This window comes from Novosphingobium sp. ST904, from assembly GCF_001298105.1.
GTDB lineage: Bacteria > Pseudomonadota > Alphaproteobacteria > Sphingomonadales > Sphingomonadaceae > Novosphingobium.
Genome location: NZ_LGJH01000147.1, coordinates 12,078 through 25,516 on the forward strand (window position 1 = coordinate 12,078; position 13,439 = coordinate 25,516).

The 13,439-nt window shown below is 65.1% G+C and carries 17 protein-coding genes; 8 read left to right on the forward strand and 9 right to left on the reverse strand.

Annotation, left to right across the window (positions count from 1 at the left end; all coding sequences use genetic code 11):
- Positions 1-38 precede the first annotated feature (38 nt).
- The 5 genes from ADT71_RS14395 (at position 39) to ADT71_RS14410 (ending at position 6,403) form a co-directional block, all read left to right on the forward strand.
- The gene (locus tag ADT71_RS14395) at positions 39-2,744 is read left to right on the forward strand and encodes a hypothetical protein (RefSeq protein WP_054437991.1); all 2,706 of its coding nucleotides are present in this window, start codon (positions 39-41) and stop codon (positions 2,742-2,744) included.
- A gap of 12 nt (positions 2,745-2,756) precedes the next feature.
- Positions 2,757-3,182, forward strand: coding sequence for a flagellar biosynthesis protein FlgB (locus tag ADT71_RS14400; RefSeq protein WP_054437862.1), 426 nt, complete (start codon positions 2,757-2,759; stop codon positions 3,180-3,182).
- 178 nt (positions 3,183-3,360) lie between these two features.
- Positions 3,361-3,654 carry a hypothetical protein gene (locus ADT71_RS31410; RefSeq protein WP_156336598.1) on the forward strand — a complete coding sequence of 98 codons (294 nt, stop codon included), beginning with the start codon at positions 3,361-3,363 and terminating at the stop codon, positions 3,652-3,654.
- 201 nt (positions 3,655-3,855) lie between these two features.
- Entirely contained in the window at positions 3,856-4,974 is a 1,119-nt protein-coding gene (locus ADT71_RS14405; RefSeq protein WP_082370352.1) for a helix-turn-helix domain-containing protein, read from the forward strand.
- Positions 4,975-5,122: 148 nt separating this feature from the next.
- The gene (locus ADT71_RS14410; protein WP_054437866.1) at positions 5,123-6,403 is read left to right on the forward strand and encodes a bifunctional diguanylate cyclase/phosphodiesterase; all 1,281 of its coding nucleotides are present in this window, start codon (positions 5,123-5,125) and stop codon (positions 6,401-6,403) included.
- Positions 6,404-6,485: 82 nt separating this feature from the next.
- On the opposite strand, the gene ADT71_RS14415 is transcribed toward ADT71_RS14410, so the two are convergent.
- The 8 genes from ADT71_RS14415 to flgC all read right to left on the reverse strand — a co-directional run bounded on the left by ADT71_RS14415 (position 6,486) and on the right by flgC (position 11,307).
- Entirely contained in the window at positions 6,486-6,908 is a 423-nt protein-coding gene (locus tag ADT71_RS14415) for a flagellar biosynthesis protein FlgN (protein WP_054437868.1), read from the reverse strand.
- Positions 6,898-7,209, reverse strand: coding sequence for a rod-binding protein (locus ADT71_RS14420; protein WP_054437870.1), 312 nt, complete (start codon positions 7,207-7,209; stop codon positions 6,898-6,900). The genes ADT71_RS14415 and ADT71_RS14420 overlap by 11 nt, the downstream gene beginning before the upstream one ends.
- Positions 7,210-7,211: 2 nt before the next feature.
- A complete protein-coding gene (locus ADT71_RS14425; protein ID WP_054437872.1) occupies positions 7,212-8,324 on the reverse strand; it encodes a flagellar basal body P-ring protein FlgI in 1,113 nt (370 codons plus the stop codon).
- An 82-nt stretch (positions 8,325-8,406) separates the two neighbouring features.
- Positions 8,407-9,477: a flagellar biosynthesis protein FlhB gene (flhB, locus tag ADT71_RS14430; protein ID WP_054437874.1), complete on the reverse strand. Its 1,071-nt coding sequence runs from the start codon at positions 9,475-9,477 to the stop codon at positions 8,407-8,409.
- A 3-nt stretch (positions 9,478-9,480) separates the two neighbouring features.
- Positions 9,481-10,266, reverse strand: coding sequence for a flagellar biosynthetic protein FliR (gene fliR, locus ADT71_RS14435; protein WP_082370354.1), 786 nt, complete (start codon positions 10,264-10,266; stop codon positions 9,481-9,483).
- Between the two features lie 4 nt (positions 10,267-10,270).
- Positions 10,271-10,534 carry a flagellar biosynthetic protein FliQ gene (locus ADT71_RS14440; protein WP_054437876.1) on the reverse strand — a complete coding sequence of 88 codons (264 nt, stop codon included), beginning with the start codon at positions 10,532-10,534 and terminating at the stop codon, positions 10,271-10,273.
- Positions 10,535-10,549: 15 nt separating this feature from the next.
- Complete coding sequence (locus ADT71_RS14445; RefSeq protein ID WP_054437877.1) at positions 10,550-10,888, reverse strand: flagellar hook-basal body complex protein FliE; 339 nt, start codon at positions 10,886-10,888, stop codon at positions 10,550-10,552.
- Positions 10,889-10,899: 11 nt separating this feature from the next.
- On the reverse strand, positions 10,900-11,307 hold the full coding sequence (gene flgC / locus ADT71_RS14450) for a flagellar basal body rod protein FlgC (RefSeq protein ID WP_054437879.1): 408 nt from the start codon (positions 11,305-11,307) through the stop codon (positions 10,900-10,902).
- Between the two features lie 118 nt (positions 11,308-11,425).
- On the opposite strand from flgC, the gene ADT71_RS14455 reads away from it, so the two are divergent.
- From ADT71_RS14455 to fliP, 3 genes are read left to right on the forward strand one after another with little or no spacing between them, the layout of a single operon-like run.
- A complete protein-coding gene (locus ADT71_RS14455) occupies positions 11,426-11,659 on the forward strand; it encodes a FliM/FliN family flagellar motor switch protein (protein ID WP_054437881.1) in 234 nt (77 codons plus the stop codon).
- 4 nt (positions 11,660-11,663) lie between these two features.
- The gene (locus ADT71_RS14460) at positions 11,664-11,993 is read left to right on the forward strand and encodes a flagellar biosynthetic protein FliO (RefSeq protein WP_054437883.1); all 330 of its coding nucleotides are present in this window, start codon (positions 11,664-11,666) and stop codon (positions 11,991-11,993) included.
- Positions 11,986-12,732 carry a flagellar type III secretion system pore protein FliP gene (fliP, locus tag ADT71_RS14465; RefSeq protein WP_054437884.1) on the forward strand — a complete coding sequence of 249 codons (747 nt, stop codon included), beginning with the start codon at positions 11,986-11,988 and terminating at the stop codon, positions 12,730-12,732. Before ADT71_RS14460 ends, fliP begins: the two co-directional genes overlap by 8 nt.
- Positions 12,733-12,794: 62 nt before the next feature.
- Here the strand turns inward: fliP and ADT71_RS14470 are convergent, their stop codons facing one another.
- Positions 12,795-13,427, reverse strand: a complete 633-nt coding sequence (locus tag ADT71_RS14470) for a PilZ domain-containing protein (protein WP_054437886.1) — start codon at positions 13,425-13,427, stop codon at positions 12,795-12,797.
- Between the last annotated feature and the right edge of the window lie 12 nt (positions 13,428-13,439).

Consider the following 13,439-nt stretch of genomic DNA (forward strand, 5'->3'; position numbering starts at 1 on the left):
AGGAGCAAGGTCAGCGCAACCGCCCGATGGAGACACAATTGGCGATAAATTTAAACAATGGGTTGATAGGCCTGTCGGTTCTCGGCGGATCGAGCGCCTATTCCGCCCTGTCGTCGTCCCTCGCCTCCATGGACAGCGCGGCGGTTATGGCTGCGAAGAAGAACTTCACGCTGGAGGTGCCCGATACGACGCCTCCCTGGCAGGAGGACGCGGACACCAGTTCCGTCAGTTCGCAAATCCTCGCGATCAAGAAGATGCTGTCGATCGTGGACACCACCAAGGACAGCTCGCTGGAGGACCTGCCGGACGTCCAGACCGCCTTCACCACCTACAAAGCACTCGACAAGCTGCGCATCCTTGCCGAAAGCGCGGCCAAGACCACCACCTCCTCGACCGAGCGCGCCTCACTCCAGAAGGCCTTCGCGAAAGGCCTGGCCGATCTCCAGACCTACCTGGGTTCGGCTGACACCGACCTTGTCACGCTCAATTTCGGCACGCCGTCCAGCAATGCGACCTCGGTGGCGATCAAGGCCGCCAATTCCAGCGGCGCGGTGATCGGCGAAGGGGTGTCCACTTCGCGCGATGCCGCCATCGCCGGGATGACCGGCAGCGAAGTGCTCGAAATCAAGCTGACCAAGGGCAGCGCCGCACAGACGGTCACGGTGGACCTGTCGCAGACGACGCAGCCGCCCACGCTCGATTCCGTGGCCGCCGCGATCAACGCCGCGATCGGCGCCAGCCAGGCGACAGATACCAGCGGCAATCCGGTCGTCGATGCCGACGGCAATCCGGTCAGCAAGTGGAAGTCCAATTTCACGGTCGAGAAGAACGACGGCAAATGGGGCCTCGTCTTCAATCCGGCGGGAAGCGAAAAGGTCGCGATCGACCAGATCGGCGGCAGTGACGCGCTGATGGTCGCCAGCGGCGAAACCGCCTCCTCCGCGGTGACCGCCGCGCGGGTATACCGCATCGACGACCTCGACGCGTCGCTGTCCTGGCAGCGCCTCAGCAAGATCAACGCCGTGGACGGCGCCGCCACCGCAACCGCAGTGGCTTCCGCCTCGGCCGACGATTACGAGGACAAGGATTACACCGTCTCCTCGGCGACCCAGGCCAAGGCCATCGCCACTGACGCCGAAGGCTTCAGCTATGTCGTCGGCACGACCGCCGGCGACGTGGGCACGCATCTGACCGACGGTTCCGACGACCTGTTCCTCACCAAGGTCGACAGCGAGGGCAACGTCGTCTGGCAGCGCAGCCTCGGCGCCGCCGGCAGCGCGCAGGGCGCGGCCGTAACGATTGCCGCCAATGGCGATATCGTCGTGGCCGGCACCGTCAGCGGCGCCTTCAACGGCGGCGACGACAGCCAGACCGACATGCTCGTCGCGCGATACAACGTGAAGGGCGAGGAGCTCTCCGCCACAGTCATCCGCCAGGTCGGCAACGAAACGGCCAGCGCGGTCACCGTAGGCGACGACGGCAGCATCTATGTCGCGGGCAAGGCTTCTACCGGCGGCGGCGATGCCTTCATCGCCAAGCTGGACGCCACCGGCAAGTTCGTGGAACGTCGCACGATCGACAGCGGCGGCGCCGATTCCGTCACCTCGCTGGCCATCGACGAATCCGGCAACCTGCTGGCCCTGACCAGCGAGAACGGCGTGGCCACGATCCGGCGGATCGATTCCTCGTCCCTGTCCTCGGACCTTGGCTCGATCTCGCTCGGCAATGTCACCGCCCGCGCCATCGCGGTCTCTGACACCGGCGAAATCGCGGTCGTCGGCACCACCGCCAACGCGGTCAACGGCGCGCAGGTCAACAGTATCAACGGCGGTCAGGACGCCTTCGTCACGCGCATCGACGCGGCGATGTCCTCTGCCACCACGACCTATATCGGCACCTCGGCCACCGATCAGGCCGACAGCGTCACGTACCTGAACGGCACGCTCTACGTCGGCGGCCGCACGGCGGGCGACCTGTCAGGCGCGAAGACCGGTTCCGTCGACGGCTTCGTCGCCCGCATCGACGCTACGACCGGAGAGATCGAGAAGATCTCGCAATGGGGCATGCGCACCTCGACCACCGAGCCGGTGAAGATCTCGGCCGTTTCGGGCGGCTCCACCGTGCTGGGCGCGCTCGGCCTCAGCCGGGGTACGCTCAACCAGCAGGAATCGACCACCCTCACCTCGCAGACCAGCCTTCGCGCCGGGGACCAGTTCACCCTGCGCGTGGACGGCGGCGCAACGCGCACGATCACCATCGACAAGGACGAGACGATGGCCTCGCTCTCGCTGAAGATCCAGCGGATCACCGGCACCAAGGCGACCATCACCACACCCAAGATCGATGGCCAGACCACGCTCAAGATCCAGGTCAAATCGGGCTACAAGATCGAACTCGGCGCCGGAGCCGAGGGCAAGGATGCCCTTTCCAAGCTCGGTATCGATCCCGTCCGCCTCGTGGCCTCCAAGGCGGCCGATCCCGACGCGCCCAAGGTCACCCCGGGCGGCACTTACAGCCTCGCGCTTTCGGACACCCTCAACCTGTCCGATGCCAAGACCGCCGCGGTCGCGCTCTCCAAGATCAAGTCCGCGCTCTCGATGACGCAGACCGCCTATCGCTCGCTCTACTGGGACTCCACGAAGGCCTCGCTGGTGGACGGCACCGTGACCGGGGGCGGTACCGCCTACCAGCAGAAGCAACTCGCCAACTACCAGGCCGCCCTGTCGCGCCTGACCGGCTCGTAAAGGATCGCAAGCATGTCCTCTCTTCCCCCGATCTTCGACGGCATGGGACAGGCGATGAAGTTCATGGCCGAACACCAGCGCGTGATCGCCGAGAACATCGCCAATAACGAGACGCCGGGCTTCAAGGCCCGCACCGTCGAGGCGCCCGACTTCTCCTCCCTCGTCGCGCAATATGGCGAGGCGGGCGGCGCCCCGCGCGTGTCCCGGCCCAAGGTCGAACTGTCGGGCGGCATGACCGCGCTCGGCGCCCGTCCGCCGCAGGCCGGCAGCCACATCGTGCTGGACAGCGACACCAGCGAAACCAAACCCGACGGCAACAACGTCACGCTGGAAGACCAGCTTCTCAACCTCGGCGAAGTCCAGGCGGACTTCGCGGCCATGACCAATCTCTATCGCAAGCAGATCGGATTGATGAAGGCCGCCCTCGGCCGGGGCTGATCGCGCTTTCAGCCGGCTCGAAAAGGGGGGGCGCGCTCCAAGGCGGGGCGTGCCCCCCTTTCGTTGAAGGATGCCTGGCGGCAGGCTGAATTATTGGACTGATTTACAGGAACGAAATCGCCGCATCGTCGTTCAAGGATAAACGGGAGGATCCAAAGGTGAAAAGCACAGCCGTTCCATGCTCAACGGCATGATGAAAAGCCTCTTTCCGGGCTCTTTACCCGAAAAGCCGTTCATCCCCGCTTCAAACACATCCTGCTTCATCCCGAAAAATGCTCCGATCCCGAGGCAATTGCCCCGTGATGCGATCACAGGGCAATGGGAAATACAAAACTATATGTATTTCAAAAATTTAACTCCGCTCCTTTTAGAGCAGCAGCGAGGCGAGTTGCATGGCCGAAGTGGGAAAAATTTGCCTGCAATGAAGCTGAAATTCGCTGGAAACATGACAAGCTTAACCGTTCCGGCGTAAAAGTAGGAGCAATAACATCGGAATTTATTGCCGCATGCATTATTCCGACCCACTTTGGTACGACATGGATCATGGAATATTGACCAAATGGCAATTCCATGGAACAAATTCGCCAACCTTAGCTAAACAAGAGCTTCAATGACCCAAAAACCGCTTAGATCGCAAAAGCGGACTGGGAAGGGCCCTGCCGCGGCAGAGACCATGATCGAGATCGATGCTTACCGCACGCTGGTCTTTCCCAACCGGATCAGGAAATATCGCAAGCAGCTGAATATCGGATCGCTGCTGGAATTGTCGGAACAGCTTCCGACAATAACCTATATTCGCCTCTCGAAGATCGAGCGGGGCGAGATTTTCGCGCGGGCCGGTGAGCTTCGCGAAATCGCGCGGGCGCTGGGTATCGATCCGCAGGACCTGCTGATCGATGTCGACGACCCCGAGTTCGATATTGCCGCCTGGGCCGAACCGCTGCACGGCGCCGACCGCTCCGATCCCGAGGCGGAGCGCTTTGCCGTCCTGCTCGCCGCGGCCCTGCGCGTGCGCCGCGCGGGCGATCCCGCCCTGACGATCGCCACCCTCGAACACGAGCATGGGCTTGCGCCCGTGATCCTTTCGCGGATCGAAAACGCGCTGAAGCCCTACAACCGCTGGAACGACGATGTGCGCGCAACCTTGCGCCGCCTGTTCGATGTGTCCAACGACAGGCAGCTCGCCGAACACATTGCCGCCGTGCATTCGCGCGGCGAACTCGATGCGGTCCTGCCGATGATCGCCAATCCCGAACTGCGGATCGGCAAGACCCGCGTGCGGGTCGCCTCGCTGCGCGACGAACTGGATGCCGGTTCGGGTTCCATCATCGCCCGGCCGCGCAGGCTCAACATTCCTCACCCCTTGGGCGAACGCCTCATACCGGTCCAGGACGCCGCGCCGGCCGTTCTTGCCGACGATGCTGCCGGACATCGCATGGTCGCCGTTTTCGGCACACCGCTTCCCGATGGCCTGATCGCCAGGACGCCCGTCGATGCCCATGTCGAAGCGCCCCGCAATGCCGGCCCGAGGGCCTACGGGCTGCGCATGGGCCGGCCGACGCTGGGCGCAGGCCTGCCGGGGCGGGCCACGCTGATCGTCGATCCAGACCGGTTCCCGTCGGCCGGTGGGCTGGCCGTCATCACGAACGAACAGGGCCTGCGGGTACTGTCCGTCACGTTCGACCGCCATGGCCGGATGCTCGGCTACAGCGAAAATCCCGATCTCGAAATCGAGATCGACGGACTGGACCCTGCCAATGTCGCCACAGTACTGGCCGCCGTATTCGAATGACGTAAAAATACAAATAGTGTGACAGTCGGGCCGTTCGCCCGGTTATCCCGATATAATGGTATGAGTAATATGCCCGGAAGGCAGGATGCTCATACCCAGCCTTGTGAAATCGATCGGAAAGCGAGCGGGCCCGTCCCGCGCAGCCTCCATGCGCGTCCCCCCGTTGCGTCTCATCGAGCATGCAATCGCGCATCTTCGGGCACAGGCCGGCCGCGACCGAGCCCTGCCGATCTCCTTGCTGATCGTGAACGTCGATCGCTTCAAGCTGGTCAACGACTTGTGCGGACATGCCGCAGGTGATCGCCTGATCGAGCACATCCGCGATCGCTGCGCGCGGTCTTCCCGGAACCTTCAGGTCATTCATATCGGCGCGGACGAATTCGCCTGCCTGCTCCCCGTCACCGCATTCGATTCCGGCGATGGAGACCGCATCGCTGACAGGATCGCCGAGCGACTTCTGGAAGCGGTCGGCGATCCGGTCAGCCTTGGCCGCCACATCGTCCACCCCACAGCGTCCGTCGGCATCGCCACCGACCGTTTCGGAACGCTTTCGCCCGAGGAACTGCTGCGCGGCGCGTCGATCGCACTGTCCCACGCCAAGCAGGCGGGCGGCGGCACGGTGCAGCGCTTCTGTCCGGCCATGTTCGCAGACCTGAGCGACCGGGCGACGCTGGAAGACGACTTGCGCGGCGGATTGCTGCGCGGAGAGCTGCTTCCCTATTACCAGCCCATCGTGTCGCTCGGCTCGCGGAAGATCGCGCGGTTCGAGGCGCTCGTGCGGTGGCACCACCCCCATCGCGGCCTGCTGGGACCGGACCAGTTCCTGACGATCGCCGAGGAAGCCGGGCTGGACGACGATCTCCTGTTCTCGATGGTCCGCCAGGCCTGCCGCAACGCGGGCGAATGGGAGGGCCGGCTGGGCCTGTCGATCAACATGACGCCCCGTCAGGTCTGCGACCCCACCGTGGCCTTGCGCCTGCTGCGGATCGTCTTTGCCAGCGGCATGCGTCCGGATCGCTTCACGGTGGAGATCACCGAGGATGCGATGATGCACAATGTCGTCGCCGCGCAGGAGACCGTATCCACCTTGCGCGAAGCGGGCATCCGCATCGCGCTGGACGATTTCGGCACCGGCTACACCAGCCTCAGCCGCATCTGCCAGCTACCGCTCGACATGATAAAGATCGACCGTTCGCTGATCCAGTCGCTGGATACCGACGCCGGGCGCAAGCTGGTCAAGGTGGTCGTGGACCTCGGGCAGAGCCTTTCCATGCCGGTCACCGCCGAAGGCATCGAGACCCCGCGGCAGGCGCGCCTGCTGAACGAGATCGGCTGCACCTTCGGCCAGGGCTACCTGTTCGGCCGCGCCGCACCGGCATCGCTGGCCGCGCGTCTGGCCGGGGCAGCCCCGCTCGCGATAGCGTCCTGAATTCGCTCTCCGCCCCTGCGGCGGGCATGGAAAAGGGGGCAGGAGCGCATGGCCCCTCCCCCTCTTTTTCGATCTCGGCCGATCAGTATTCGGTGTTGAACGAGATCGGCGTCGTCAGGTCGATCCGCGCGAGATCGCCCTTGGCGCCGTAAGTGTAGGCACGGTTGCCCGAGAGCCGCTTGGCCTCGTTGGCGATGGCCCCCATCATTTCCATCGAAAGTTCGATCTGACGTTCGAGCAGGGCCGAATTGACCAGCGACGCGGCGCGCAGTTCGCCCAGCGCTTCCGCGAAACGCTCCCGCGTCTCGTCGTCCATCTGATCCGTCCATTCGGGTTCTAGCCGGTTCCGGCGCGCCAGAACTTCCTCCAGCGAGCCGACCAGACGGGCCTTGGCCGCCGCCAGTTCAGCAAGGTCAAGCGCCCGCTCGCGCCCTTCCAGCCGTTCCGTTTCCTCACGCATCACCATCGAGAGCGAGGTCATGATCTCGATCATTTCATTCGGCACGGCCGCTACCTCCCTGCAGACGGATGATCTGCGCCTCGACGGCGGATGCGATGCCGAGGCCCTTTCCATTGGCGATCTGGTTGCCGATCTGTTCGGCCAGCACGCCGCGGAAGATCTCCTCACCGTGGCCGCCGGAGAACTCTTCCCCCTGCTCCACGGTTTCGAGCATGATCTTGGTGACCTGCCCGGCGAAGACACCCTCGAACTGGCGTGCGACGGCAGCCGGGCTGCGATCGGGTGTCTGGACTGTCGTTCGCGCCGGCAGCGAGGCCGGGCCTTTGGGAAGAACGGAATCTGCCATCGTCACTGTACCGCTATTTCCGCCTGAAGCGCACCCGCCGTGCGGAGCGCCTGAAGGATGGTGATGAGATCGCGCGGGCTGACGCCCAGCGCGTTGAGGCCGGCAACCAGCGTTTGCAGCGAGGTGCCGCCGGTGAGCAGGGCCAGCGAGGCGCCGCTGCCGTCGTCCGCCTCGATGCGGGTGCGCGGCACGGTCGTCGTCTGGCCGTTGGAAAGCGGAGCGGGCTGCGAAACCACCGGCGTTTCGGTGACGCTGATGGTCAGCCCGCCCTGTGCGATGGCCACGGGGCTGACGCGTACGTCCGCCCCCATGACCACGGTGCCCGCCGCTTCGTTGATGACGATCCGCGCGGGTTGGTCCACCTGCACGGGGAGATTCTCCACCCGGGTGACGAGATCGATCACCGTACCGCCGTTCGGGGTGAGTTCGACCGTGCCGGGATCGAGCACTTGCGCCGAGCCGGGCACCTCGCGGTTGATGGTCGCCGCGATCTGCCGGGCGGTGGTGAAATCCGGGTTCTTCAGCGCCAGCTTGAGGCTTTGCGCCGAGCGCAGGTCATAGGCCACCTCGCGTTCGACGATGGCCCCGCCCGCGATCCGCGCCGTCGTCATCACGCCCCGGCTGAGCTTCGCCGCCGCGCCCTGCGCCTTGAAGCCGGAAACCGCGACGGGGCCCTGCGCCACGGCATAGATCTCGCCGTCGAGCGCGCGGAGCGAGGAAACCAGCAGGATGCCGCCCTGAAGGCTGGAGGCGTCCCCCAGGGCCGAAACCTGCACGTCGATGGTGGAACCCGCGCGTGCGAAAGGAGGCATCGTCGCCGTCACCGTTACCGCCGCGACGTTCTGGGTCAGCATCTGGGTGCCGCGAATGTTCACGCCCATGCGCTCCAGCATCGCCTGAAGCGTTTCCTCCGTGAAGGGGATGTTGCGGATACGGTCGCCCGTGCCTTGAAGACCCACCACCAGACCGTAGCCGACCAGCTGGTTGGTCCGCACGTTCTCGACATCGACGATGTCCTTGATGCGCGGCTGCGGCCCCGCGAGCGCCGCCGTGGGCGACAGCAGGGCCAGCCCCGCCGCGAAAGCGAGCGCGGAGGCGAAAATCGGACCTTGCATCCTCGATTTCAAAGGCTTGGGCATCACTGTCCTTATAGGAAGAAAGAGGCTGCGGGCGGCGGTGCGGGCAGGCATTTTCGCGCTACTTCCGGGCGCCGCGCGCCAGGCGCATGACGTAGCCGATGATCTCGGCGACGGCGGCGTAATGCTCGATCGGGATCGGGCGGTCGATCTCCACGGCGGCGAACAGCGCACGCGCCAGCGGCGGGCTCTCCACGATCGGCACGTTGGATTCGGTGGCGATCGCGCGGATGCGCAGCGCGATAGCATCCACCCCCTTGGCCACCACGACCGGCGCGGCCATGGCGCCGTGGTCGTACTTGAGCGCGACGGCATAGTGCGTGGGGTTGGTGATGATGACGCTGGCCTCGGGAACCGCCGCCATCATGCGCTTGCGGGAGCGCTGCATCTGGATCTGGCGGATCTTCGCCTTGATCTTGGGATCGCCGTCGCTCTGCTTGTGCTCGTCCTTCACCTCCTGAAGCGTCATGCGCATGCGCTGGAGGAAGGCCCGCCGCTGATAGATGAAGTCGAACAGCGCCAGCGCGACCACCAGCAGCACGACGGCGCGGATCGCCTCGTAGGCCATCTGCCCCGCCGCCGCCCCCACCGCCCCCGGCGCATAGCCGACAAGCTGGTCGAACCCGGTGAGGCGCGGTTTCAGGACCATGAAAACCACGATGCCGATGGCGCTGAACTTGGCGAGCGTCTTGGCGAATTCCACCAGGGCGCGCTGCCCGAACATGCGCTTGAACCCGCTTGCCGGCGACAGCTTCGACCACTTGGGCGCCAGGCGCGACCAGCTCAGCGTGGCGCGGCTCTGCAGGAAGATCGTGGCCAGCGCGCAGAGCAGGAGCACGCCGAAGATCGGCAGCAACGAAAAGGCGGCATGGCGCATCACGCCGGTAATCAGGTTCTGCGCGCCGCCGGAATCGAGCGGATAGTCCTCGGCACTGCCCCAGAGCCGCATGAGCATGGTGCCGAGATGACGGATCGCGGTAATGCCGAGCCAGCCGGTGACGATCAGCGCGCCGGTCATCATCGTGGCGTGGCGCACCTCCGGCGCCATCGCCACTTCGCCGCGCTTGCGGGCATCCTCCAGCTTTTTCTGGGTGGGCTCTTCGGTCCGCTGGTCCTTGTCGCTCTCGGCCATGGCTCAGAAGCTCCATCCGTTCTGCATGAAGGTGCCCATGGCGGTGGCGAAGGCCGTCAGCATCGTGCCGAGCGTCATCGCCAGCACCGAGAGGCCGAGCAGCAGGTTGAGCGGCTGAGTAATGAAGAAGACCTGGATCGAAGGCGCCACGCGGGCGGCAAGGCCGAGCCCGACGTTGAACAGCGCGCCGTAAAGGATCAGCGGCGCGGCAAGGCTGACGCCCAGCGACATCGCCTGACTGGTCACCTTCACGGCAAGATCCGCGAACTGGGCGGAGGGCGGAAGCCCGCCCACCGGGAACACCGCATAGGACTGGAAGATCGAGGCGATCCACAAGTGATGGACGCCCAGGCTCATGCAGACGATCACCGCGACGATGCCGAACAGGCGCGACAGCAGCGGGGCCTGCCCGCCCATCGACGGGTCGGAAACGAGGGCGGATGCAAGGCCCACCTGCTGGCTGGCGATCGAACCGGCAATGGCAGCCGCGCTGAACAGGATCTTCACGATCATGCCCATGGCGATGCCCACCAGCGTTTCGCCGATCACCAGCAACGGCAGGGAAACGTCGGACTTCACCGCCGGTGCGACGTGGCCCTGCAACATGCCGTAAAGCCCCGCGGTGAAGCCCAGCGACATCACCAGCCGGATCTGCGGCGGCACCGAATCCTCGGAGAAGGCCGGCAGCAGCATGATGACCGCCCCGACCCGGCAGAACAGGATCAGGAACGTCGCCGCATCGATCGGCAGTGCGGCCAGGGCAGCCATGTCCAGAGCGGCGGCGTTCATGACGCTATCCGGAAACGATGGCGTCGGCGATGCGGTCCATGAAGGCACCGAGGGCATGGCCGATCATCGGCAGGGACAACAGCATGACCACGCCGAGAACCAGGATCTTGGGCACGAAAGTCAGCGTCATTTCCTGCACTTGCGTAAGCGCCTGGAACAGGCCGATGACGACGCCGACGATCAGCGCCGCCATCAGCATCGGGCCGGCGATGGTCAGAACCAGCACCAGCGCGGCGCGCGCGATCTCGATGGCTTCGGAGGAGGTCATGACGCGCGGCTCCCGTCAGATCTGCATGCGCATGATTTCGGAGTAGGCGCTCACCACCCGGTCACGCACGGCAACGACCGTATCGAGCGCGGTCTCGGCGGCGCCCATCGCGGTGACCACGTCGATCAGGTCGCCCTTGCCGGCCACCTGCTTCGCGCTTTCGGCTTCCGCCGTGCGCAGCGAGGACGAGGCATCGGTCACCATGGATTCCACCATGCTGCCGAAGCTGCCGCCGGCGCCGCCAGCCGCGCCCGAACCGGCGCTCGCCATGTCGCCCAGACCGCCCATCGAGGGGCCAGCCGTCTTCATCGCGCGGCCATAGGCGGCCGCGGCGTCGAGTGCTCCGATTGCCATGAAGTGTTTCCTTACTTGAGCAGGTCGATGGTGCGCATGGTCATGCCGCGCGCGGATTCGATGGCGTTGAGATTGGCTTCGTAGGAGCGCTGCGCCGCCTTCATGTCGGCCGCCTCGATCAGCGGATTGACGTTGGGCTGGTCGACATAGCCCTGCGCGTCGGCAGCGGGGCTTCCCGGCTGGTAGATGCGCGGGAACTGGCTCTTGTCGCCTTCGATGGACTTGACCGCCACTTGCGTCGCGCCCGATGCGCGGTCGACTTCGGCGGTGAAAGTGGCGACGCGGCGGCGATAGGGATCACCTTCCGGCGTGGTCGCCACGGAATCGGAGTTCGCGAGGTTTTCCGCGATCACGCGCATCCTCAGCGACTGGGCGCGAAGGCCCGAGGCCGAGACGCCGATCGAATTCTGAAGTTCCATCAAGTCTGCTCCTGCCCCGCCTCTGCGGGGGACAGCATCCTTATAGGCATTTTTTGCCTAGCGGCGGCATGATCCTATAAATTTAATTCCTATAAGCAGGCTTGAAAGGAGACGCGCCATGTCCGTCCTCGAAGGCATTCCCATCGAGCTGTCGATCGTTCTCGGATCGACCAGCATCCCCATCCGGCAGGTCCTCAAGATGAGCCGCGGCGCGATGATCCCGCTCGACACCGGGCACAGCGATCCCACCCGCATCTACGTCAACGACCAGCTCGTTGCCGAAGGCAAGATCCTGGTGGACGGCGAGATCATGTCGCTGGAAATCACCCGGGTCGTCGAGCGAGAGCGCTGAGGCCATGGACCTGCTTTCCCTCCTGCGCACGATCGGCGCGCTGGGCGTGGTGCTCGGCATGCTGGTCGGCGCGCTCTGGGCGGTGCGCCGCTACGATCTCCGGCTTCCGCAGAAGTGGCTGAACGGTCAGCTTTTCGCAGGGCTTGGCCAATCGGGTTCGGAGCGCCGCCTCGAACTGGTGGAACGCCTCGCCATCGATCCGCGCCGCTCCGTCGTCCTGATCCGGCGCGACTACCGCGAATTCAGCCTGCTCATCGCGCCCGAAGGCGTGGTCCTGCTCGATTCAGCGCCCTGCATCGCCCCCGCAAATCCGAAAGCTCCCACTGATGCCTAAGCGTTATGCAGTCCTCGCCGCACTGGCCGGGGCGGCAATTCTTGCCGTGTTGCCCGAAGCGGCCATGGCGCAAAAGGCCGCCGCCGGCCCGCTTGGCGAAGGCGCGATGTCGGGCCGGGTGATCCAGCTCGTCCTGCTGATGACGGTGCTCAGCCTCGCGCCGGGCATCCTGATGACGATCACCTCGTTCACGCGCATCATCGTCGCCCTTTCGCTGCTGCGCTCGGGCCTCGGCGTACAGGGCGTGCCGCCGAACCCGGTGGTCATCAGCCTTGCGCTGTTCCTTTCCTTCTTCGTCATGGCGCCGACCTTCGACGCCGCCTGGAAGGACGGGATGGTTCCTTACAACCAGGGCCGCATCAACGAGACGCAGGCGCTGGAGCGGGCCAGCAAGCCGTTCCACACCTTCATGCTCAAGCAGGTCCGCGACGACGACGTGAAGCTGTTCGTCCAGCTTTCTGGCAAAGTTCCCGCCTCGCGCGCGGAACTGCCGATGACCACGCTGATGCCGGCCTTCATGATCTCGGAACTGCGCCGCGCCTTCGAGATCGGCTTCCTCTTGCTGCTTCCGTTCCTGGTGATCGACCTGGCCGTGGCGGCAGTGCTGATGGCCATGGGCATGATGATGCTGCCACCGGCGACGATCTCGCTGCCGATGAAGATCATCTTCTTCGTTCTGGTGGATGGCTGGGCGCTGATCGCCGGATCGCTGGTGAAGAGTTTCGGCGGGCCGGGGTAATTCCTTCTTCCCCCGGCAACGCTGGAAGGGCGCGTCCGAAACCGGGCGCGCCCTTTTTCGTGTCACGCGCGGTAGCGTTGACGATGGTCGATCAGCCACGGGCCGAATTCGGCGAAGGACAGCGGCTCCAGAAACGAAAGGCCGTGGGCGCCCTCGCCTACCCAGCGCACCGCGGCCTTGCGTTCGCCCAGTCCCGGCACGGCAAGGGCGATCAGGCTGTCTCGCTCCATCGGCGCGGCGCAGGAAAGGCGTGCACCACCCTGCGAAAGGTCTTGCAGGCGGGCCTCGTGCCACTGGTGCCGGGCAAAGACTTCCGCGCCGCAATCGACATCGAAGCGCGGGCCACGGGCCACGCCTTCCGGCCCCATGCGGTTGGCGACATGGGCAAGAAGCGCGCTGACATGGACCACTTCGCCGAACTCCACGCCGATCCGTCCGTTCAGCGACCAGCGCACCTCACCGCGCAGCACGTCGCCCGCCTTGAGAGTGATGGCCACGGCCTGGCCTGCCGCGTAGACTCCGTGGACCTCGGCCATGAGGCCGTTGTCCGAAATGTTGCGGATACGACAGATCGTCTCGCCGTTTTCGCTGGCGAGCTTGCCGATCAGCAGGATCGTGGTGACGCGTGGTCCACGTGGAACAATCGGGTTCGCCGCGCCCGCCGATGGCGACAGCGCGAAGGACGAATTCGGCATTTCCGCTTCCCC